This is a genomic window from Pseudomonas sp. VS40, from assembly GCF_018587885.1.
Lineage (GTDB): Bacteria > Pseudomonadota > Gammaproteobacteria > Pseudomonadales > Pseudomonadaceae > Aquipseudomonas > Aquipseudomonas pergaminensis.
In genome coordinates this window covers 56,799-79,675 of sequence record NZ_JAGYWD010000006.1, presented here as the reverse complement: position 1 = coordinate 79,675, position 22,877 = coordinate 56,799, and the positions used below count along the sequence as shown (strand labels likewise).

Annotated in this window: 19 protein-coding genes; 15 read left to right on the top strand and 4 right to left on the bottom strand. The window is 61.6% G+C overall.

The window, feature by feature from the left end:
- Positions 1 to 110: 110 nt before the first annotated feature.
- The gene (locus tag KHP07_RS29580; RefSeq protein ID WP_352152408.1) at positions 111 to 434 is read left to right on the top strand and encodes a RidA family protein; all 324 of its coding nucleotides are present in this window, start codon (positions 111 to 113) and stop codon (positions 432 to 434) included.
- Positions 435 to 504: 70 nt separating this feature from the next.
- Entirely contained in the window at positions 505 to 1,125 is a 621-nt protein-coding gene (locus KHP07_RS18685; protein ID WP_214497739.1) for a transglycosylase SLT domain-containing protein, read from the top strand.
- A 185-nt stretch (positions 1,126 to 1,310) separates the two neighbouring features.
- Here KHP07_RS18685 and KHP07_RS18680 read toward each other — a convergent pair whose 3' ends face one another.
- Positions 1,311 to 1,556: a DUF6124 family protein gene (locus tag KHP07_RS18680; RefSeq protein WP_214497738.1), complete on the bottom strand. Its 246-nt coding sequence runs from the start codon at positions 1,554 to 1,556 to the stop codon at positions 1,311 to 1,313.
- A 397-nt stretch (positions 1,557 to 1,953) separates the two neighbouring features.
- Between KHP07_RS18680 and KHP07_RS18675 the strand changes: the two genes are divergently transcribed.
- The 7 genes from KHP07_RS18675 to KHP07_RS18645 all read left to right on the top strand — a co-directional run bounded on the left by KHP07_RS18675 (position 1,954) and on the right by KHP07_RS18645 (position 11,939).
- Positions 1,954 to 2,298 (top strand): FKBP-type peptidyl-prolyl cis-trans isomerase, encoded by a 345-nt coding sequence (locus tag KHP07_RS18675; protein WP_061436125.1) that lies wholly within the window; start codon positions 1,954 to 1,956, stop codon positions 2,296 to 2,298.
- A gap of 11 nt (positions 2,299 to 2,309) precedes the next feature.
- Positions 2,310 to 2,912: a GNAT family N-acetyltransferase gene (locus KHP07_RS18670; RefSeq protein ID WP_214497737.1), complete on the top strand. Its 603-nt coding sequence runs from the start codon at positions 2,310 to 2,312 to the stop codon at positions 2,910 to 2,912.
- A gap of 419 nt (positions 2,913 to 3,331) precedes the next feature.
- Positions 3,332 to 6,037 (top strand): magnesium-translocating P-type ATPase, encoded by a 2,706-nt coding sequence (gene mgtA, locus KHP07_RS18665; protein WP_078049200.1) that lies wholly within the window; start codon positions 3,332 to 3,334, stop codon positions 6,035 to 6,037.
- 73 nt (positions 6,038 to 6,110) lie between these two features.
- Entirely contained in the window at positions 6,111 to 6,827 is a 717-nt protein-coding gene (locus tag KHP07_RS18660) for an MgtC/SapB family protein (protein WP_025854501.1), read from the top strand.
- A 303-nt stretch (positions 6,828 to 7,130) separates the two neighbouring features.
- Positions 7,131 to 7,760: a response regulator transcription factor gene (locus KHP07_RS18655; protein WP_214497736.1), complete on the top strand. Its 630-nt coding sequence runs from the start codon at positions 7,131 to 7,133 to the stop codon at positions 7,758 to 7,760.
- A 1-nt stretch (position 7,761) separates the two neighbouring features.
- Positions 7,762 to 11,376, top strand: a complete 3,615-nt coding sequence (locus KHP07_RS18650) for a transporter substrate-binding domain-containing protein (protein WP_078049198.1) — start codon at positions 7,762 to 7,764, stop codon at positions 11,374 to 11,376.
- 134 nt (positions 11,377 to 11,510) lie between these two features.
- A complete protein-coding gene (locus tag KHP07_RS18645) occupies positions 11,511 to 11,939 on the top strand; it encodes an ANTAR domain-containing protein (protein ID WP_214497735.1) in 429 nt (142 codons plus the stop codon).
- Here the strand turns inward: KHP07_RS18645 and dkgB are convergent.
- From dkgB to KHP07_RS18630, 3 genes are all read right to left on the bottom strand, one after another.
- Positions 11,936 to 12,754, bottom strand: coding sequence for a 2,5-didehydrogluconate reductase DkgB (dkgB, locus tag KHP07_RS18640; protein WP_214497734.1), 819 nt, complete (start codon positions 12,752 to 12,754; stop codon positions 11,936 to 11,938). The two genes, KHP07_RS18645 and dkgB, sit on opposite strands and share 4 nt — an antisense overlap.
- Positions 12,755 to 12,916: 162 nt before the next feature.
- Entirely contained in the window at positions 12,917 to 13,495 is a 579-nt protein-coding gene (locus KHP07_RS18635) for a helix-turn-helix domain-containing protein (protein WP_352152407.1), read from the bottom strand.
- A complete protein-coding gene (locus KHP07_RS18630) occupies positions 13,483 to 15,438 on the bottom strand; it encodes an oxidoreductase (protein ID WP_214497733.1) in 1,956 nt (651 codons plus the stop codon). Before KHP07_RS18630 ends, KHP07_RS18635 begins: the two co-directional genes overlap by 13 nt.
- 130 nt (positions 15,439 to 15,568) lie before the next feature.
- Here KHP07_RS18630 and KHP07_RS18625 point away from each other — a divergent pair, with 130 nt between their 5' ends.
- The 6 genes from KHP07_RS18625 to KHP07_RS18600 all read left to right on the top strand — a co-directional run bounded on the left by KHP07_RS18625 (position 15,569) and on the right by KHP07_RS18600 (position 22,860).
- Complete coding sequence (locus KHP07_RS18625; protein ID WP_078049193.1) at positions 15,569 to 16,327, top strand: class II aldolase/adducin family protein; 759 nt, start codon at positions 15,569 to 15,571, stop codon at positions 16,325 to 16,327.
- 41 nt (positions 16,328 to 16,368) lie between these two features.
- On the top strand, positions 16,369 to 17,007 hold the full coding sequence (locus KHP07_RS18620; RefSeq protein ID WP_078049192.1) for a TetR family transcriptional regulator C-terminal domain-containing protein: 639 nt from the start codon (positions 16,369 to 16,371) through the stop codon (positions 17,005 to 17,007).
- Between the two features lie 149 nt (positions 17,008 to 17,156).
- Positions 17,157 to 17,948, top strand: coding sequence for an enoyl-CoA hydratase/isomerase family protein (locus KHP07_RS18615; protein WP_100490307.1), 792 nt, complete (start codon positions 17,157 to 17,159; stop codon positions 17,946 to 17,948).
- Positions 17,949 to 17,975: 27 nt separating this feature from the next.
- A complete protein-coding gene (locus KHP07_RS18610) occupies positions 17,976 to 19,136 on the top strand; it encodes an acyl-CoA dehydrogenase family protein (protein ID WP_214497732.1) in 1,161 nt (386 codons plus the stop codon).
- A gap of 18 nt (positions 19,137 to 19,154) precedes the next feature.
- A complete protein-coding gene (locus KHP07_RS18605) occupies positions 19,155 to 21,263 on the top strand; it encodes an acetate--CoA ligase family protein (protein ID WP_214497731.1) in 2,109 nt (702 codons plus the stop codon).
- Positions 21,253 to 22,860, top strand: coding sequence for a 5-guanidino-2-oxopentanoate decarboxylase (locus tag KHP07_RS18600; RefSeq protein WP_214497730.1), 1,608 nt, complete (start codon positions 21,253 to 21,255; stop codon positions 22,858 to 22,860). Before KHP07_RS18605 ends, KHP07_RS18600 begins: the two co-directional genes overlap by 11 nt.
- Positions 22,861 to 22,877 lie beyond the last annotated feature (17 nt).

The following is a 22,877-nucleotide window of genomic DNA, read 5'->3' as shown; positions in this document are numbered from 1 at the left end:
CTTGGGGTTGCAACTGCCCGAGGCGCCAGGACCCAAGGGTGACTATGTGCCAGTGACGATTCATGCGGGTATGGCCTATGTGAGGACAAGTGTGCCGGCTGGGCGATGGCGTGATCAGCGGACCGGTGACGGACCAGACCTCGCCAGCGCGGGTGACACAGGCCGGTCAAACCTGCGCGTTGCGCGCCTTGAGCGTGCTGGATCAGGCGGTAGGGTTGGAGAACGTCGAGCGCATTCTGTTTGTGCGAGGTTTTGTGTTTGGCGGCGAGGGTTTCCAGCGCTTTTCCAACGTGGTCGACGGCGCTTCCCAGGTGTTGATTGACGTGTTTGGCGAGCAGGGCCGGCATGCGCGGTCGGCGGTCGGCGTGGCGGGGTTGCCCAGTGGCGGAATGCTGGAATTGGAGGTCACCGCCGTTATCAAAACGACTGGATGACACATCGGCACTCACCTCAATGAACGCGTAAAATGCCGGTTTTTTTACGCGTATCTCGCAAAGGTGCCCCTTGAGCGCAGCCAAAGCCGTCGGACTGTTACTACTCACCTCCCTGTTGGCGGCGTGCGGCACCTCGCCGCCACGCACGCCCAATGACCTGTGCGGCATCTTCCGCGAAAAGGACGACTGGTACGACGCCGCCAAAGTCACGCAAAAGCGCTGGGGCGTGCCGATCCAGGTACCGTTCGCCATCATGTACCAGGAGTCCGGCTTCCGCCAGGACGCCCTGGCCCCCCGCAAATACCTGCTGTGGATCATCCCCTGGGGCCGCGTCTCCACCGCCGCCGGCTACGCCCAGGCCAAGGACGAAGTGTGGAACGACTACCGCAAGAGCACCGGCCGCACCGGCGCCAGCCGCCAGGACTTCGACGACGCCATCGACTTTGTCGGCTGGTACATGGACAAGACCTACACCATCAATGGCGTCTACAAATACGACGCCTACGGCCAATACCTGAACTACCACGAAGGCTGGGGCGGCTACCGCCAACGCACCTACGCCGCCAAGGCCTGGCTGCCGCCGGTGGCCAGCAACGTACAGGCGCGCTCGCAGATGTATGCGGCGCAATATGCGCGGTGCAAAGATGATTTGGGGCGGGGGTTTTGGAGTCGGTTTTGGCGGTGGTTGTGAGGAGCAAGTTAACTATTGTGGTGGGCAGGGCTTGTTGTGGTGAGCGGGCTTGTCCCGCGTTGGGGCGCGAAGCGGCCCCAAAAAAAGCGTTCTGCCTGATTAGAACGAGTCTGTTTTAGGGCCGCTTCGCAGCCCAGCGCGGGACAAGCCCGCTCACCACAAGGTTTTGCTTGATGCGAACGGACTTAGCTCGGCTGCATACACTCCAGCGACCGATCCACCATCACACTGGCCATGTCCACCAGGTGCATGACCGACAGCACCAATGTGCGTGAAGTCCCTTCCAGTTGATCCCCGGCGGTTTGCGCCGCAACGGCAGCACAACGCAACACGCTGCTGGCGTGGGCCAGGGCGTCTTCTACGCTGAGGTCTGGGGTGGTGGTGAAGAATTGCAGTTCTGAAGCGGGCGGCGCGGGGACAGGTTTGTCCATGGGTTCAACTCCTAATCTAAGTTGGAATGTCACCACGATCGCTACCAAACGACTTTTAGGGTGGTGACCGTACGCAGATTGGTAGACCGGTGATTAGGACCCGGTGCACCCGAAGGTGCCCTGCGCACGGCCACCATGACGCAGGGCCGAAAAAAAGCGCCTTGCAGAAGGGGGCGCTTAGCGCCTAATCACTCGTGGTCTACCAAACCCCGAGTCACTGAATTGGCAGTGACCGACGAAGACTAGCCACGTGATTTGAGCGGCGCAAGCGGTTGGGATTCTCTCGGAAACGTCCTGCGAGATAAAGGGAAATGTCATCGCAGCGACTCTTCCTACACTTGCCAAACCTACCCAATTCTGGGAAAACCCCACCCTTTGTACCGTCAACGAGCGCCCTATGAGCCCCGAAGAACTCCAAATCACCGACATCCGCCCCGGCACCGGCAAAGCCGTGGTCAAGGGCGCGTTGATCACCACCCAATACACCGGCACCCTGGAAGATGGCACGGTGTTCGATTCCTCTTGGGAGCGCGGCAAGCCGTTCCAGTGTGTGATTGGCACCGGGCGTGTGATCAAGGGCTGGGACCTGGGCTTGATGGGCATGCAGGTGGGCGGTGTGCGCACGCTGTTTGTGCCGGCGCATCTGGCCTATGGCGAGCGGTCGATGGGCGCGCATATCAAGCCCAACAGCAACCTGCGTTTTGAGATTGAGTTGCTGGAAGTGCTGACGCGGGACGATTGAGGACGATGGACATGGAGGTTGATTCACAGGGGGGGCCGGCGTGTTCCGTCGTGGGCATTCAGGTCGTTGAGCTGGGTGATCGCGATGAGGTCGAGTTGCAGCGGTTTTTTGAGCGGGCGCCGGATTACTTCATCGCGGTCAACGGCGCACCCGCCACTGCGACCGAAGCGCATGAGGAGTTGCAGGGACAGTTGCCCGCAGGGTGGGCGTGCAGTCGGATGTATTGGCTGGGTTACCGCGATGTGGAAAACCAGCTGGTGGCGGTGGTGAACATTGCGGCGGACTTGCTGGCTGTTGGTGTTTGGCATATCGGGCTGTTGCTGGTGGATGCACGCTTGCATGGCACTGGGTTGGCGCAGCGGCTGCACGCCGATCTTGAGGCTTGGGCGGCGGGCAATGGCGCTCAATGGCTGCGTTTGACGGTAGTCATCGGCAATGCCAAGGCCGAACGTTTCTGGCCAAAACTTGGCTATGTGCAGGTACGCACCCGCGAAGGGATCACGATGGGGCGTCAGGTGAACAGCGTATCGATTCAGGTCAAGGCCCTGACAGGTGGGCAGGTGGGTGATTACCTGACATTGGTGCCGCGAGATCAAGTGGATGTACCTTCCTGAACCCATCCTGAAGAATCTTCTTATTCCCCATACGGAAACTTTCCTACGGTTTACTCTCCTTTCATCGGGGCGTAAGCTTCGCGCGTTTTCATCAATAGCGGAGACCCTCAGTGGGTACTTGTTCGAGTGACAGTAGTCGGCCGGTTTCGGTAACCGGCACAGGCTTGGCAAGGTAACGCGCATTTTTCCGATGCCGTTGTCTCGCCACTAAAAGCGAGAAGCGGCATCCCGGCAGCGGCCAATCCTGGCACCTGCCCGAATCCCTCTCATCGACGCTGACCAGCACCTGACTCGCCTCGGGATGCTACGGACGCGCCTGCCTTTTTTCGGCAGGCGGGCCAAGCTGACTGTGCCCATGAAACGGGCGCGGTGCAGACGGCGGTACCTGCACGACGGTTTCCTCGCGCAGGAGTAACACCATGAACTTCACTCTGTTGAAAGAGTTCTTCGCCGGCTTCCTGCGGACCCGGCACATCGCCCGGCACTTCCGCCGCCTGGCGATGCTCGAAACCGTGACCGACGCCAGTGTCAGCCGCGAAGTACCGCCGACCCTGGCGCACACCCTGGTGGTCTCGGCCAACAGCAGTGCCGTGCAATTGCTCGGTACCCTGGGCAGCCACGCCGAAGGCTTGAACACCCAGGAAGCCGATGCGCTGCGCGTGCAATACGGCCTCAACGAAGTCGAGCATGAGCAGCCGCTGCCATGGTGGGTGCACCTGTGGCATTGCTACAAAAACCCGTTCAACCTGCTGCTGACCTTGCTGGCGGTGATCTCCTGGCTGACCGAAGACATGAAGGCCGCCACGGTGATTTTCTCCATGGTGGTGCTGTCGACGCTGCTGCGTTTCTGGCAGGAGGCCAAGTCCAACAAGGCTGCCGACGCCCTCAAGGCCATGGTGAGCAACACCGCCACCGTGTTGCGCCGGGACGAAGCCAAGCGCATCGAGCTGCCGATCAAGCAATTGGTGCCGGGCGACCTGATCATCCTGTCGGCCGGTGACATGATCCCTGCCGACTGCCGCGTGCTCAGCGCCAAGGACCTGTTCGTCAGCCAGGCGGCGATGACCGGCGAATCGATGCCGGTGGAGAAGTTCGCCCAGCAGCAGGACGCCAAGACCCGCAACCCATTGGACCTGGAGAATATCCTGTTCATGGGCACCAACGTGGTGTCCGGTGCGGCGACGGCGGTGATCCTGACCACCGGCAACAGTACCTATTTCGGCGCGCTGGCCCAGCGTGTGACCGCTACCGACCGCGCCACCACCTCGTTCCAGCACGGCGTCAACAAGGTCAGCTGGTTGCTGATTCGCTTCATGTTTGTGATGGCGCCGCTGGTGCTGTTCATCAATGGGTTCACCAAGGGCGATTGGACCGAGGCGCTGCTGTTCGCATTGTCGATTGCCGTGGGCCTCACCCCGGAAATGCTGCCGATGATCGTCACCTCCACCCTGGCCAAGGGGGCGGTGTTTCTGTCGCGCAAAAAGGTCATCGTCAAACGCCTGGACGCGATCCAGAACTTCGGCGCCATGGACGTGCTGTGCACCGACAAGACCGGCACCTTGACCCAGGACAGGATTTTCCTCGCACGCCATGTGGACGTGTGGGGCGAAGAGTCCGACGATGTGCTGGAAATGGCCTATCTCAACAGCTACTACCAGACGGGCCTGAAAAACCTGCTGGACGTGGCGGTGCTGGAACATGTGGAGGTGCATCGTGAGCTGAAGGTCGGCACCGCGTTCCAGAAAGTCGATGAGATCCCGTTCGACTTCAATCGCCGCCGCATGTCGGTCGTGGTCGCCGAGCAAGGCCAGCCGCATCTGCTGATCTGCAAGGGCGCGGTGGAAGAGATCCTGTCGGTGTGCACCAACGTGCGCCATGGCGACGTCAACGAAGCGCTGACCGAAGACCTCCTGGCACGTATTCGCCAGGTGACTGCCGCGTTCAATGAAGAAGGTCTGCGTGTGGTGGCTGTGGCGGCGCAGCCGATGGCGCCGGGGCAAGATACGTACAGCCTGGCGGATGAGAAAAACCTCACGCTGATCGGCTACGTGGCGTTCCTTGACCCACCGAAGGAAAGCACCGCGCCTGCGCTCAAGGCGCTTAAAGCCCACGGCGTCGCCGTGAAAGTGCTGACCGGCGACAACGAACTGGTCACCGCCAAGATCTGCCGCGAAGTGGGGCTGGAGCAACAGGGCCTGCTGATGGGCAACGACATCGAGGACATGACCGACGCCGAGCTGGCCAAGGCCGTGGAAACCACTAATGTGTTCGCCAAGCTGACACCGTCCCACAAGGAGCGCATCGTGCGCCTGCTCAAGGCCAACGGGCATGTGGTGGGGTTCATGGGCGATGGCATCAACGACGCGCCGGCGCTGCGTACCGCCGACATCGGCATTTCGGTGGACAGTGCGGTGGACATCGCCAAGGAAGCTGCCGACATCATCCTGCTGGAGAAGAGCCTGATGATCCTGGAGGAGGGCGTGCTGGAAGGCCGGCGCACCTTCGCCAACATGCTCAAGTACATCAAGATGACCGCCAGTTCCAACTTCGGCAACGTGTTCTCGGTGCTGGTGGCCAGTGCGTTTATCCCGTTCCTGCCGATGCTGCCGATGCACTTGCTGGTGCAGAACCTGCTGTACGACATTTCGCAGATTGCGATTCCGTTCGATAACGTCGATGCGCAGATGCTCAGCAAACCCCAACGTTGGCAGCCGGGCGATGTCGGCCGTTTCATGCTGTTTTTCGGGCCGATCAGTTCGATCTTTGACATCACCACGTTCGCACTCATGTGGTATGTCTTCGATGCCAACACCCCCGACCACCAGACCCTGTTCCAGTCCGGCTGGTTCGTGGTGGGGCTGCTGACCCAGACGTTGATCGTGCACATGATCCGCACCCCGAAAATCCCGTTCCTGCAGAGCCGTGCGGCGATGCCATTGATGGTGATGACGGGCGTGATCATGGCCGTGGGCATATTCCTGCCGATGGGCCCACTGGCGCACTACTTTAAATTGCAGGCGCTGCCATCGCTGTACTTTGTGTTCCTGCCAGTGATTCTGCTGGCGTATATGGCCCTGACCCAGGCGGTGAAGGGCTACTACATCCGTAAATTTGGCTGGCAGTAACAGCAGTAACAACGCCCCTTGTATGGGCTGGCAAGCCAGCGCCTACAGGGGTGAGTGGTCAAGGAGAGTTTTCATGCAAGCAATCAACAACATCAACCTCAATTCGCTGATTGATACCCTGGTCAGCCTTACTGCGGCCTTTATTCTCGGCGGCCTGATCGGCTTCGAGCGCCAGTACCGCCAGCGCACGGCGGGCCTGCGGACCAACGTGCTGGTGGCGGTGGGTGCGGCGATCTTCGTCGACATGGCCAACCGTCTCGGTGGTGCCGAAGGCGCCGTGCGGGTGGTGGCCTATGTGGTGTCGGGTATTGGCTTTCTCGGTGCCGGCGTGATCATGCGCGAAGAGGGCAACGTGCGTGGGCTCAATACTGCCGCCACCCTCTGGGCCTCGGCTGCGGTGGGTGCCTGCGCGGGTGCCGACTTGATCCTGGAAGCGCTGCTGGGCACGTTGTTTGTGCTGGCGGCCAATACCTTGCTGCGCCCGATCGTCAACAACATCAACCGCCAGCCGCTGGATGTGGTGTCGGCAGAAGTCACCAACATCCTGTATGTGATCGCCCGGCGCACCCAGCAAAAAGCCGTTCTGGCGTTGCTGGAAGCTGAGCTGGCACGGTGCAATTACCCCGCCAGTGATGTGGATGTTCGCCCCTTCGGCACGGAAGAAGTCGAAATCGAAGCCACCTTGGCCGTGACCTCGGTAGACGGTGACGAGTTGGACGCCCTGGTGGCGCGCATCTCGATGTCGACCCTGGTGGTGCAGGCATTCTGGAGTCCAAGTACTACGGAGTAGGCTGTGTCTGTCAGGCAATGCCGCGCGCAAAGCCGGCTATGCTACTCAGAGGAAAAGTCCTACAAGCATTCGAGACTATCCCTTCATTTGAAACAACACGCCGTTGATAAGGTTGCGCGCTTGCGTCTGCTCAGCAACCAAGACGCAGCTCTACGTTATTACCGTGTTTGATCAAAAGGAGGGGTCTGTACTGCCTGATATGTTACGTAGAGTCATCAGTGCCGTCCGTCGGAACTGTTACTTTTCACAGGTAGATAGGTCCCGCGTGATATGTAAGCGTACTGATCCTCTTAGGGGAGTCTTATGAGCAACAAAGCTTTAATTGTGGACGATCACCCTTTTATACGTGCCACCGTGAAGTACCTGTTGAAGCAGGAAGGTTTTGTTGAGATTTTTGAGGCGGGCAACGGGGCCGATGCCATGCAGATTGCCCGTGAGCAGAAACCGGACCTGATCATTCTCGATCTGGCAATGCCCAAGCTCGGTGGTCTGGAGGTCATCAGTCGGATCAAAGCGCTGGAGTTGCCTTGCAAGATCCTGGTGCTGACCTCTTACCTGGCGGTGTTCTTTTCCACCCGTTGCATGCGCGCCGGGGCCATGGGCTTTGTGGCCAAGACGGGCGAACTTGATGAGTTGCAAAAGGCGATCAGGGCGATCCGGTCTGGCTACAGTTGCTTTCCGAGCCTGCCGAGCAGTTCGGTACGCCGTGATGATCTGCAGACCACCGAGCATGAACTGGTGGACGCGCTGTCGGACCGTGAATTGACAGTGTTGCAAAAATTGGCGCTGGGCCTGGGCAACAAGGACATCGCTAGGGACATGCTGCTGAGCCACAAGACCGTCAGCACGTACAAGACGCGCCTCAAGGAGAAACTGCGTATGGATTCGGTGGTGCACCTGGCCAAGTTCGCCCAGCGCAACCATCTGATCTGAAATGACCACCTCTCGGCGGGTGAAACTCACGGCCATTCTGCTGATAGGGCTGTTACCCTTGGCGGCGATGGCCCTGGATCAACCCTATCCCCTGCGCCTGCTTGGCCACTCCACCCTTGAACACCCCGATGTTGCGCTTGATGAAAGCGATTGGCGCTGGCTGCGTGAGCGACGCACGTTGGTGATGGGGGTGTCGGCACCCGACTACGCCCCTTTCGATTTGAGCAACCATGACGACTTTGAAGGCATCACGGCTGACTACACGGGGCTGGTCAGCCAGGTCTTGAACATCCCCATCGAGGTGCGGCGCTACGATACCCGCGATGAAGTGATCGAGGCACTCAAGTCAGGCGATGTGGATTTCGTCGGGTCGGCCAATGGTTACGAAGCGGCCGACAAGGCGTTGGTACTGTCGCGTTCCTACGCCAATGATCAACCTGTGCTGGTCACCCGTGCAGGTGACAGTCATTCATTGAGCGCCGACCTCGCCGACAAGCGCGTGGCGATGCTCTACCACTATATGCAGCCCGACGCAGTCCAGGCTTTTTACCCCAAGGCACATTTGCAGTTGTATGGATCGACGCACCAGGCGATCGGTGCCGTAGCGTTCGGCCAGGCGGATGTCTACCTGGGCGACGCCATCAGTACCCGCTATCTGATCAACAAGAACCACCTGAACAATGTGCGCATGGCGGATTTTTCCGCGTTGGAAGTCAATCCGTTCGGGTTTGCGTTTACCGCCGACAACCTTCGCCTGTTGAACATTATCAACACGGCGCTGGCGGTTATCCCGGCCAGCCAGCAGATGGATATCCTGCGGCGCTGGAGTGCCGGTGGCACCGGTGTCCTGGAGGCCGACCGTTTGCGGCTGAGTGACAACGAACAGCGTTGGCTGGAGAAGCATCCACGGGTAAGAGTGGCGGCCCTCGATAAATTCATGCCGCTGTCGTTTTTTAATGAACAAGGGCAGTTCGCCGGTTTGAGTGACGAGGTTTTATCGCGGATCAGTTTGCGCACCGGGTTGAAGTTCGACGTGGTGCAGGGCAGTTCGCTGCCTCGGCAAATTGACGAAGTCAGCACCGGTCAAGTGGACATGCTGGCGGTGATCACGCCCAGCGTCGAGCGTTCCGAGAAGATCCGCTTTACCCGGCCTTACTTGTCCAATCCTTATGTGCTGGTGGTGCGCGCCGCTGATGAGCACGTGGTTACGCTGGAGGACATGCCTGGCAAACGCCTGGCGTTCATCGGCGGCAACAGCCTCGCCGCGCAAATTGCCAAGGATTACCCAGGTATCGAGTTTGTCGACGTCGAGAACCCTGAAGCGTCCCTGAGCCAGGTCGCTAAAGGCAATGTTGATGCGACGGTGGTTTCGCTGATCAGCGCACGCTACATGATTGCGCGCGATTATCGGGATCGCCTGCGGATCACCAGCACAGTCGGGACGGAACCAGCGAGGATTGCCTTTGGTGTCAACCGCAGCCAATTGGAGCTGTATTCGATCCTGGAGAAGGCGCTGCTGAGCATCACACCCGAAGAGATGGACGAACTGTCCAACCATTGGCGCAGTGAGATCATCGTCGAAGACAGTTACTGGGTCAGCCACCGCAACGTGATTATCCAGGGGTTTGGCCTGGCGGCGCTGTTGCTGGTGATTACCCTGGGCTGGGTGCTCTACCTGCGCAACCTGATTCGCAAGCGGGCCCAGGCCGAGCGGGCCTTGAGCGACCAGATGCGGTTCATGGGCGTGCTGATCGACGGCACACCCCACCCGATTTACGTGCGCGATCGCCAGGGGCGGTTGATGGCGTGCAATAACGCCTACCTGGATGTGTTCGGCTTCAAGCTGGAGGACGTCATCGGCAAGACGGTCGTGGAAACCGACACCGGTAACCCGCCCCAGGCCCAGTCTTTCCATGCTGATTACTTGAGCCTGATGGCGCGTGGTGAGCCACAGATCCAGGACCGCGTCCTTAAGGTGCCCGGTGGTGGTGTACTGACCATTTACCAGTGGATGCTGCCGTACCGCGATAGCAACGGCAACGTCGTGGGCATGATTGCCGGGTGGGTCGATGTGAGTGAGCGCCAGCGCCTGCTGGGCCAGTTGCAGGAAGCCAAGGAGGAGGCCGACGCGGCCAACCGCGCCAAGACCACGTTCCTGGCGACCATGAGCCATGAGATCCGCACGCCCATGAACGCGGTGATCGGCATGATTGAGTTGGCCCAGAAAAACGCCGAGCAAGGTCGTGCCGATCAGGATGCGCTGGAGGTGGCGTCGATGGCCTCGCGCAGCATGCTGGAGCTGATCGGCGATATCCTGGACATTGCGCGGATCGAAACCGGTCACCTGTCCCTGACTCTGGCGCCGGCTAATCCGCGCGAGTTGCTGGCGTCAGTAGCGCGGGTGTTCGAGGGGTTGGCGCGGGATAAGGGGCTGTCGCTGCATGTCGAACTCGACCCGATGACCGACTGCTCGGTGCTCATAGATCCTTTGCGTTTCAAGCAGGTGGTGTCCAACCTGCTAGGCAATGCCATCAAGTTTACCGCCACCGGCCAGGTGCGCTTGGGTGCCCAGTGCGCGCCGGCGTCCGCTGATGAGCACGTAAACCTGCGGTTGTCTGTGGAAGATACGGGGATAGGCATCAGTGCCGAAGATCAGCAGCGCTTGTTCAACCCGTTTATCCAGGGCAGCAATCACGCCCAATCGGCACGCAGTGGTTCCGGCCTCGGGTTGGTGATCAGCCGCAACCTGTGCGAGATGATGGGCGGGCAATTGCACTTGAGCAGCGTGCTCGGAAAAGGCACGCGGGTGGACGTGGCGTTGACGCTGGCGTTGACCACGCAAACGCCGGTTTCCGTACCGGTGTCACGCGTTCCCCCTACCCAGGCCTTGAACCTGCTGGTGGTCGATGATTATCCGGCCAACCGTCTGCTGCTGGCTCGACAATTGAGTTTCCTGGGGCACCGCATCGTCACCGCCGACGATGGCGCCGAGGGCCTTGCGCTGTGGCAGGCCGGTCATTTTGACGGGGTGATCACCGACAGCAACATGCCCATCATGGACGGCTACACGTTGGCGCGAGATATCCGCGCCCAAGAGCGTCAACGTGGCCTGGTGCCTTGCCTGATATTGGGATTCACCGCCAACGCCCAGCCGGAGGAAACGGAGCGCTGCAGACAGGCGGGCATGGATGGTTGTTTGTTCAAACCGACCGGTTTGGATGATTTGCGCGCAGCGCTGGCATCACGCACGGCCAGTGCTGCCACGCCTAAAGCCGAACCGGTGTTTGATTTGAGCGCGTTGATTACCTTGACGGGCGGCGACAAGGCCGCACTCGACGAGTTGTTGCAGCCATTGCTCGGCAGCCTCGTCGAGGACCGCCTGCTGCTACCGGCGCTGCTTGATCCGGTGGACTTTGCCAGGCTGCATGACCTGGCTCACCGCGTCAAAGGCGGGGCCCGCATGGTCAAGGCTCAGGTGCTGGTCGCCTGTTGCGAAACCTTGGAGGGCGTATGTGAACGGCGCGACCACGATGCGTCATGGGCTGCGGTTGAGGCCGTAGGCGTGGCCATTGACGGCTTGCACCGTAGTCTCAGCCAGCACTGCAAGCAGGCTTGACCGAGTGTGTTAGCCATTCGGTGTATTTGGGAGAACTCCTACATGGATAGGGAACAAGCCTGATTTTGTCTTCGAGGTATGTCTGGAAAATGGGCCAGGCTCAATGACGAGCACTGCCTGCCCAGGAGTTCGCCATGCCAAACAAAGCACTGACCATTCTGATTGCCGATGAGCAACACCTGCAACGCTTGTACATCGAGAAGATGCTCAACCAGTTGGGGTATCACCGGATCGTCCCGGTGCAGACCTTCGAAGAGGTCCAACTGCTCACCGCCATCCCGGCCCAGCCTTTTGATGTGCTGATCATCAACGCGGGGCTGGCCACCCACACGTGCGGGCCTCAACCCCAGGCGCATCATGTACTGGTCTACGATCACCTGGACCTGAACCCGGACACGCCCGCCGATAAAAAGCCTGCGGTGTTGGTACGCCTGCCCGGCGTGCCGGACACCGTCAACCTTGAACACTTCATGGACATCATCGACCCACCCGCAGCCACGGCCGGCCTGCGGGTGTTGCCGTGGCTGCGGGAGCTATCGCGCAGCCACGTGGCCAGGGTTTAGTCCCACTTTGGCGCGATGCCCTTGGGGCTGGTCAGGCGATGGCCGCGTTCCAGTGCGGCGATCTGTGCCATGTCGGCAGCGTTCAAGGTCAGTTGCAGGGCCTTGAGGTTGCTTTCCAGGTTGGCGCGTTTGGTCGACGACGGAATGACTGCGTAGCCCAGTTGCATGGCCCAGGCCAACGTAACTTGCGCCGGGGTGGCCTGATGGCGCTCGGCGATCTGCTGGATCACCGGGTCCTTGAGCACTTCGCCGTAGGCCAGGGTCATGTAGGACGTGATCTGGATACCGTGGGCGGTGGCAAAGTCCACGACCTTGCGGTTTTGCAGGTAGGGATGCAGTTCGATCTGGTTGGTGGCGATGTTCTCGGCGCCCACGGCTGCAATCGCCTGCTTCATCAAGTCGACGGTGAAGTTGGAAATGCCGATCTGGCGGGTCAGGCCCAGGCGCTTGGCTTCCAACAGTTGGCCCATGAACTCGGCGATAGGCACCTGGTCTTCCGGCGAGGGCCAGTGGATCAGGGTCAAGTCCAGGTAGTCGGTTTTCAGTTTGCGCAGGCTTTCTTTCAGGCTTGGAATCAGCTGGCCTTCGGCGAAGTTGGCGATCCAGATCTTGCTGGTGATGAACAGCTCATCGCGCGGGATGCCACTGTCGGCAATCGCCTGGCCGACATCGGCTTCGTTCTCGTAGATCTGCGCGGTGTCGATAACGCGGTAGCCCAGTTGCAGGCCGGTGCTGACGGAATCGATCACGACCTGGCCTTGCAGGCGGAAGGTGCCGAGGCCAAAGGCCGGAACGTTTTGCATAGGGGTAGACATCAGTAACTCCAGACGGGGTGTGAACAATGGAGTCGAGTATCCGCCCGTCGTTCCTTCGGAAAAACCGTCGAATCCGAAAAGGACTCTTTACCACAGGTCACGAATGGCCGCCTTGCCACTGTCGTCAGTTCCCGTAGCAACGTTCTCATTCCCGCCAGCGGCTTAAAACGTCGGCGGCGTAATCACCCAGATCACCACCGTGTTCACCTTGCCAGGGTTGCCGTACCGATGGGGCTCATTGCTGGCAAAGCTGAAACTGTCGCCCGCCTCCAGCAGAAAATGCCGCTCACCCACCCACAGCTCAAACCGACCACTCAGCACGTAGCCTGCTTCTTCGCCTTCATGGCTGTAACTCTGCTGGCTATAGGCGCCGGGCGGAAAGCTCGATTGCAGCATTTCCAGCTGGTGGTTGGGCAGGGGCGTCAACAGTTGGTCGACGATGCCATCTTCGTAGTGAATGCTTTGGCGATTGCCTTTGCGGACCACGTAGCCTTCGTCCTCGACCGCGGGCACGGTGTCGCTGGCGAAGAACCACTGGGTGGTCACGCCCAGGCTGCGGGCAATGTTGAACAGTGCCGGGATCGAGGGATAGGCCAGGTTACGCTCCAACTGGCTGAGGTAACCGGCAGTCAATTCACTGGCCTGCGCCAAGGCGGTGAGGGTCAGCCCACGCGCCTTGCGCAGGCCACGAATGCGCGTGCCGAGAAACAGTTGCTGGGGTTCGTCTGTCACAGGTTCCACGCTACCTTGAGTCCTTCGTAGATCGCCTCTTCGGCGGTGCGCGGGGCCAGGCAGTCGCCGATCCGATCAAAGGGCACCAGGCCATGCAGCTCCGCGCCCAGAGTGTCCACCGGCTGGTGCCCCTGGCACAACACCAGGGTGTCGATATTCTCCAGCAGCATCGGCTCGCCGCTGGCGGTGTGTTGCAGGTAGACCGTGGTGTCGTCGCAACCGTAGAGGCGGGCGTAGGGGATGATCGGGATGCCCAGCCGATGCAGTTCGCCCGCCAGTTGATCGCGCACGTACAGCGGCAGGTTTTCCCCGCAGTGAGTGCCATTGACCGCCAGTTGTACCCGGTGGCCTGCGCGTGTCAGGCGCTCGGCAATGCCGGGGCCGATCCAATCGCAACGCCAGTCGACCACCACCACTGAGCACCCCAGGGGGACTTGCTCGCGCAGCACCTGCCAGGCGTCCACCACCTGCAGCTCGCCGCCTTGCTCGAAGGTTGGCCAGTAAGGTTCGGCGCCGGTGGCGATGATCACGTGGTCGGGACGTTCCTGTTCCACCAAGGCACGGTCGACCCGGGTATTGCGCACCACCCGTACACCGGCCAGTTCCATCTCACGTTGCAGGTTGGTACTGGCGCCACCGAATTCGCTGCGCCGTGGTAACAGTTGGGCCAGCAATACTTGGCCACCCAATTGCCCGCTGGCTTCGTACAGCGTCACGTCATGCCCGCGTTGTGCGGCGACTGCCGCCGCTTTCATGCCTGCCGGGCCACCCCCTACTACCATGATGCGTTTGCGCTTCAACGTCCCTTGCATTTCACCAAATATCAGCTCGCGGCCGGTCTCCGGATGCTGGATGCAGGAGATCGGCAAACCCTTGTGAAAATGACCGATGCACGCTTGATTGCAGGCAATGCACGCCCGCACATCTTCAGTGCGCCCCTCGAGGGTCTTGGCCGGCATCCGGGGGTCGCAGATCAACGCCCGCGTCATGCCGCAGACATCGGCCTGGCCGCGCGCCAATATCAGCTCCGCCTCCTGAGGCTGGTTGATCCGCCCGGTGACGAAAAGCGGAATCGACAGGCTGGCCTTGAACCTCGCCGCCTCATCGGCAAGGTACGCAGCGGCAATCGCCATGGGTGGCACGATATGGATCGCGCCGCCCAGGGAGGCTGATGTACCCGCGACGATATGCACGTAATCCAGCTGTGCCTGCAGACGTTGCACGGCCTCCAGGGATTCGGTTTCGGTGAGCCCCTCGGCATCGCGTTCATCGGCAGAAATGCGCAGGCCGATGATGAACTGGTCGTCGGTGGCGGCCCGTACCGCCGCGATGATGTCTCTCAAGAACTTCAGCCGATGCTCCAGGGAGCCGTTGTAAGCATCACTGCGCCGGTTCACCCGAGGGTTGAGAAATTGCGCCGGCAAGTACCCATGGCTGGCGACCACTTCAACCCCGTCGATCCCGGCCTGGTGCAGGCGCCTGGCCGCCGCTGCATAACCTGCGACGATCGCGTCGATCATCGCCTGGTCCAACGCCCTTGGCATCACGCGAAAGCGCTCATTGGGCACGCCGGACGCCGAGTACGCCACGGCCAGCAAGCCGTCGGCCGACTCCATGATTTCGCGCCCAGGGTGAAAGATCTGCGAGAGCACCACGGTGCCTTGGGCGTGGCAGGTATTGGCCAGTTCGCGGTAGCCGTCGATGCAGCCGTCGTCAGTCGCCATCAGCACATGGGAGGTGTACCGCGCGCTGTCATGCACCCCAGCGACTTGCAACACGATCAGCCCCACACCGCCTTCGGCACGGGCGCGGTGGTAGGCGATCAGCTGCGCATTGACGCGGTTATCGGTGGGCATCGAGGTGTCATGCCCGCTGGACATGATGCGGTTTTTCAGGCGTTTGCCGCGCAGCACCAAGGGTTCGAACAGATGGGGAAAGGCAGGGTGCGACATGGTGCGAATACTCCAGGCGCTGTTATTGTTATCGTTCTATAGGAGGCGAGCGCCAGTAAAAAATCAACTTGTTTTTTTACTGGCGGCTGGATTAGCGTCGCCCTCACCAACCCGTGCCTGGAGAATAAAAATGACGCACTCCACCGAACAACAACTGCGTGAACAGCTCGCCGCGTGCTATCGATTGATCGCGCACTACCGCATGAGCGACCTGATTTTTACGCATATCTCGGTGCGCATCCCTGGGCCTGAACATCACTTCCTGATCAACCCGTATGGGCTGATGTTCGACGAAATCACCGCGTCCAGCCTGGTCAAGATCGGCTTGGACGGCCACGCCGTGGAACCCTCCGCCTATGCGGTCAACCCGGCGGGTTTTGTGATCCACAGCGCGATCCACGGTGCGCGTGAAGACGCCCAGTGCGTGTTGCACACCCACACCCGTGCAGGCTGTGCGGTGGCCGCGCTGGCGTGCGGGTTGTTGCCGGTTAACCAGATTTCGATGGAGTTCTACGGCAAAGTCGCCTACCACGACTACGAAGGCGTGGCCCTCGACATGGATGAGCAGCAGAGGCTGGTACAGGACCTGGGCGACAAGCCGGTGCTGATGCTGCGTAACCACGGTTTGCTCACCGTCGGCGAGACGGTCAGCCAGGCGTTCCTGCGCATGTACTATCTGGAGAAGGCCTGCGATATCCAGATTGCCGCCCAGGCGTGCGGCCCGCTGGTGCTGCCGCCTGCCGAGGTCTGCGCCTACACCGAGCAGCAATTCAACAACCCTGGGCGACCACTGGAGGAGGGCGAGCTGGTCGACCTGGACGCCATGCAATTGGCGTGGGCGGCGTTGCTGCGGATGCTGGATCGGGTGTCGCCGGGGTATCGCGACTGATGTAGAGTCGTGCTGCCGACTCAACCCAAGGACACCGCCGTATGACCCAGGAATCCCGTTTTTCCAGGATGGAGCCGGAAGTGCGCAAGGCCACGCTGGTGCAGGCCACGCTCACGTGCCTCAAGCGAGATGGTTTCCAGGGCGCGTCGATCCGCAAGATCAGCGCCGAGGCCGGGGTGTCGGTGGGGCTGATCAGCCATCACTATTCGGGCAAGGATGAACTGGTGGCCGAGGCCTACCGGACCATCACCGGCCAGGTCATGAGCCTGCTGCGCGAGACCATGGCCAAGGCACCGCCGAACCCCAGGGAGCGTCTGTCGGCGTTGTTCCGTGGCTCGTTTTCCGCCGAATTGCTCGACCCGCACCTGCTGGACGCCTGGCTGGTGTTCTGGGGCGCGGTAAAGACGGCGCCGGCAATCAACCTGGCTCACGAACACTCCTATGGCGAATACCGCACCATCATGCGTTCGGCCCTGACCGACATGGCCAGGGAGGAGGGCTGGAAGCACTTCGACGCCGACCTCGCCGCCATCGGCTTGAGCGCATTGCTCGACGGGTTATGGCTGGAGTCGGGGCTCAACCCCGGCACCTTCACACCCGAGCAGGGCATTCAAATCTGTGAAGCCTGGGTGGACGGGCTGCAGGCCGGTGGTCGCCAGCGATATCAGCTCAAACCCTGAGCCCATCCCGCCGCCCGAACGCCAGGTTCGGGCCGGCATTTCCCGCTTTGAAAATATTTGCGGTTTGCTGATTGCCTTCTTACTGAACACTTGTTTAGTATCGCCTCATGTCGCACCCCTCAAGCCAAATAAAATAATTCGAGGAAGCCATGACGACCGATTCGCCCGTGCTCAGTCAGGTACAAGCAGGCGTTGCCTGGATCACCCTCAACCGTGGCCCGCAGCGCAACGCCTTGGACATCCCCACCCTCAAGCACCTGCACACCTTGCTCGATGCCTTCAACACCGACGCCGCTGTGCGCGTCGTGGTATTGACCGGCAACGGTCGCAGTTTCTGCGCGGGTGCCGACCTGGCCGAATGGGCCGACGCCGAAGCCCGTGGCGCCCTCGAAACCTACGGCTGGACCGAAACCGCCCACGCGTTGATGACCCGCCTGCACACCCTCGATAAACCCACGATTGCTGCGATCAATGGCACGGCCGTCGGCGCCGGCATGGACCTGACGTTGTGCTGCGACCTGCGCATCGCGGCCCAATCGGCGCGCTTCAAGGCCGGCTACACCAGCATGGCCTACTCGCCGGACGCAGGCGCCAGCTGGCACTTGCCACGCCTGATTGGCAGCGAGCAAGCCAAGCGCCTGCTGTTCCTCGACGAGCTGTGGAGTGCCGACCGCGCGCTGGTCGCTGGCCTGGTGGGTGAAGTGGTCGCCGATGATCAGCTCCAGGCGCATGCCACCGAATTGGCCGCACGCCTGGCCAGCGGCCCGACCTTCGCCTTCGCCCAGACCAAAACCCTGATCCGCGAAGGCGCCGACCGCAGCCTGCCCGAGCAGTTGCAGGCCGAACTGGCCGCCGGCCTGTTGTGCGGTCGCAGTGCCGACGGCGCCGAAGCCCTGCGCGCATCCATGGAAAAACGCCTCCCGAATTTCTGCGGCAAATAACAACAACACCTCCGAACAGGTAGCGCCATGAATTTCCAACTCAGCCAAGAACAAGACATGTTGGTGGACGCGGTACGCAGTTTTGTTGCCAAGGAATTGTTGCCTCATGAGGAGGCGGTGGACCGTGCCGATGAGGTCTCGCCCGAACTGGCTGCACAGATTCGCGACAAGGCGATTGCCGCCGGTTTCTACGCGTTCAACATGCCGGAAGAGGTGGGTGGCGGAGGCCTGGATTACCTGTCCCAGGCCCTGATCGAGAGGGAGTTGTCGAAGGTCTCGTGGGCACTGCACGTGTTTGTCGCACGGCCGTCCAAGATCTTGATGGCGTGCACGGGGTCACAGATTGGCGACTACTTGTTGCCGTGCGTGCAGGGCAAGAAAATCGACTGCTTTGCCCTCACCGAACCCGGCGCCGGTTCCGATGCCAACGCCATCAAGACCCGTGCGGTGCGCAGGGGTGATGACTTCGTGATCAATGGCAGCAAGCACTTTATCAGTCATGCCGGGCACGCCGATTTCGCCATCGTGTTCGCGGTCACCGATACCTATGAACACAATGGTCGGCAGCGCAACGCCGTGACCGCGTTCCTGGTGGATCGTGGCACCCCCGGCATGACCATCCGCCGTGGCCCCAAATGCGTGAGCAACCGGGGCTACCACACCTATGAAATGTTCTTCGACGACTGCCGTGTCCCGGCCTCCAAAGTACTGGGCGAAGTGGGTAAGGGCTGGGACGTGGCCAACGCCTGGCTCACCGCCGGCCGCGTGATGGTCGCCGCCAACTGCGTCGGCCAGGCCCAGCGCGCGCTGGAGGTGTCGCTGCAATGGGCGGCGGACCGCAAGCAATTCGGCCAGCCCATCGGCACCTATCAAGGCGTGAGCTTCAAGCTGGCGGACATGGCCACGCAGATTCGCGCAGCCGAACTGCTGACCCTGCACACCGCCTGGAAGATGGACCAGGGCACCATGACCGACGGCGAGGCCGGCATGGCCAAGCTGTTTGCCAGTGAAACCCTGGGCAAGGTCGCTGACGAGGCGGTGCAGATTTTCGGCGGCATGGGCTTGATGGACGAGGGGCCAGTGGAACGCATCTGGCGCAACGCGCGGATCGAGCGGATCTGGGAGGGCACCTCGGAAATCCAGCGCCATATCATTGCCCGTGAACTGTTGCGGCCGCTGTTGCGCTGATCGGCGCGGAGAACGCTTATGTCCCAGGCTATTCGCGACAATCTCAAGCGCCTGCTGGCGCCCCGGCACCTGGCCTTCGTCGGCGGGCGCAGCATGGCGCGTGCGCTCAAGCGCTGCGCCGATGGCGGGTTCACCGGGCCCATGTGGCTGGTCAACCCGCAGCATGACAGCCTCGATGGCGTCCCCTGTGTGCGCCATGTTGCCGATTTACCCTGTGGGCCGGACGCGGTATTTATCGCCACCAACCGCGAACTCACGTTGACCTGCGTCGCCGAACTCGCGGCCATCGGCACGGGCGGCGCCATCTGCTATGCCTCGGGCTTTGCCGAAACCGGGGCCAGCGGGGCGGTCATGCAGCAACAGCTCTTGACGGCGGCGGGTGACATGGCCTTGCTCGGCCCCAACTGCTACGGCTTGCTGGACTACCTGCACTGCTCGGCGCTGTGGCCGGTAGCCCACGGCGGCAAGGCGGTAGAGCAGGGCGTAGCGGTGCTGACCCAAAGCGGCAACTTCGCCTACAACCTGTCGATGAGCGACCGTTCGCTGCCGGTGGCCTACATGGCCTCGGTGGGTAACCAGGCGCAATTGGGCGTTGCGGAATTGATGGATGTGCTGCTCGATGAGCCGCGCGTCACCGCTATCGGTCTGCACTTGGAAGGCTTGAAGAACGTGCCGGGGTTTGCCCGCGCAGCGCACAAAGCGCTGGAGAAAGGCATTCCGATTATCGCGCTGAAAACCGGTGTCTCGCAGATCGGTGCCGAGCTGGCCTTGAGTCATACCAGTTCGCTGTCCGGCTCCGACGTTCTGTACGACAGCCTGTTCGCACGGCTGGGCGTGATCCGCGTCAGCGGGCCGGTGAGTTTTGTCGAAACCCTCAAGGCTGCGGCGTGCGGCAATCTTCCTGCGGGCAATAGCCTGATCGCATTGGCCTGTTCCGGAGGCGATGCGGGGCTGATTGCCGACTATGCCGAGTGCAATCACCTGGCCCTGCCCAAGCTCGATGAACGCCAGCGCAGTGAGCTGGCGCAGGTATTGCCCAGCTATGCCAACCTGGTCAACCCGCTGGATTTCACGACCGCCATCTGGGGCAACCGTGAAGCCCTGAACACCATGCTCGACACCGCCCTGCGCACCGAAGCCGATGCCGCCATGCTGGTGCTGGATTACCCCGCCGAATTCACGGGCGAGCGCCAGGAGTGCGACCTGCTGTTGGAGCTGTTCTGTAACGCGGTCAGTCGCCATGGCAAGCCCGGCTTTGTCACCTCAGCCTTTCCCGAATTGCTGCCGGCCCATGCCCGTGAGCGCCTGCATGCCCAAGGCATTGCGGCGTTGCAGGGAGTTGAAGACGCACTGGCGGCCTGGGGGCGGATTGCCGACTACCAGAACAACCGACGCGTCTTGCTGGAGCGGGGCGAATCGATCCTCGAACCGCTGTGCCCCCAAGGCCTTACGGGCAGCGGCGAGGCGCTCGACGAATGGGCCTCCAAGCAGGCGTTGCGTGCATTCGGCCTGACTACGCCCGCCGGGGTGCTGAGCACGCCGGGAAGGGCTGTCAGCGATGCAGAACTACTGGGTTATCCGCTGGTGCTCAAGGCAGTCAGCACCCAGCTGCCGCATAAGACCGAAGCCGGTGCCGTGGTGCTCAACCTGCAAAACGGTATGGCGCTGACCACCGCATTGGCGCAGATGCGCGAGCACATCGCGGCTTATGCGCCGGGTGTCGCCTTTGACCAACTGCTGCTGGAGTCCATGGCTGCACCACCGCTGGCCGAGTTGATCGTGGGCATCAAGCGCGAAAACGATTTTGGCCTGGCGCTGGTCATTGGCGCCGGCGGCATCCTGGTCGAATTGCTCAAGGACAGCCGCAGCTTGCTGCTGCCCACCACCGACAGCGCAATCCGCAATGCCCTGTTCAGCCTGCGCAGCGCCGCGTTGCTGCACGGTTTTCGCGGTCGAGACCGGGCGGACATGGACGCGTTGGTGGCAGCGATCCGCGCGGTCGCGGATTACGCCTGCGCCAACGCCGGGCAGTTGCTGGAGTTGGATGTAAACCCATTGTTGGTCAATGCCCAGGGCGCCGTGGCGGTCGATGCATTGATTCGTCTAGGAGATGAACATGCACGATAAAACCATGACCGGCGGCCAGGCCCTGGTGCGGTTGCTGGCGCAGTATGGCGTCGACACGGTGTTCGGCATTCCCGGCGTGCATACCCTGGAACTGTATCGCGGCCTGCCCGGCAGTGGCATTCGGCATGTGCTCACGCGCCATGAGCAAGGCGCCGGTTTCATGGCCGACGGCTATGCCAGGGTCAGCGGCAAGCCGGGCGTGTGCTTTGTGATTACAGGCCCTGGCGTGACCAATGCGGCCACCGCTATAGGCCAGGCCTATGCCGACTCGATTCCGATGTTGGTGATCTCCAGCGTCAACAGCACCGCCAGCCTCGGCAAAGGGTGGGGCAGCCTGCACGAAACCCAGGACCAGCGTGCGATCACCGCGCCGATCACGGCGTTTTCGGCGGTGGCGTTGAGCGCGGAGGATTTGCCCGAGCTGGTCGCCCGCGCCTACGCGGTGTTCGACAGTGAGCGACCACGCCCAGTGCATATTTCGGTGCCGCTGGATGTGTTGGCCGCGCCGATCAAGCGCGACTGGAGCCACGAAGTGGTGCGTCGCCCAGGTCGCGGCCTGCCGTCTGCTGAAGCCTTGGATCAGGCCGCGGCCAAGCTCTCGGTGGCCAAGCGGCCAATGATCATTGCCGGCGGCGGTGCACTGGGGGCGGGCGAGGCGTTGCAGCGCTTGAGCACCCACTTGGCGGCGCCCTTCTTTACCAGTGTGGCGGGCAAGGGCTTGTTACCGGTCGACGACCCGCTCAATGCGGGTTCCACCCTGTGTGTCGCTCCGGGCTGGCAACTGATCAGCGAGGCGGATGTGGTGCTGGCGGTGGGTACGGAAATGGCCGACACCGACTATTGGCGCGAGCGTCTGCCCCTCGGCGGTGAGCTGCTGCGGGTCGACATCGACCCGCGCAAGTTCAATGACTTCTACCCCTGTGCCGTGGCGCTGCAAGGCGATGCCCGCCAGACCGTTCAAGCCTTGTTGGAACGCCTGCCGTCCACCCCGCGTAACGCGGATGATGCCATCGCGAAGGTGTCTGCCTTGCTGCAGGCGGTCGAGTTGGGCCACGGCCCCTTGCAGTCCATCCACCAAGCCATTCTCGACCGCATTGCAGCCGAGCTTCCTGCCAACGCTTTTGTGAGCAGCGACATGACCCAGTTGGCCTACACCGGCAACTACGCCTACCGCAGTCGCGCCCCCCGTAGCTGGCTGCATCCCACCGGCTACGGCACCTTGGGTTATGGCCTGCCGGCGGGTATTGGCGCCAAGTTCGGCGCGCCGCAACGACCGGGCCTGGTGCTGGTGGGCGATGGCGGTTTTCTCTACACCGCCCAGGAACTGGCCACTGCCGTCGAGGAATTGGACAGCCCGCTGGTGGTGCTGCTATGGAACAACGACGCCCTCGGCCAGATCCGCGACGACATGCTCGACCTGGACATCGAACCCATCGGCGTGCTGCCACGCAACCCGGATTTCGCGCTGTTCGCCCAGGCGTTCGGCTGCACCGTGAACCAGCCCCGCAACCTGGATGAATTGCAGACGGACCTGCGCAACGCGTTCAAACGCAACGGCGTGACCTTGATCGAGTTGAAACATGCCTGTGCCTGTTGACCTTTAGAGAGACAAGA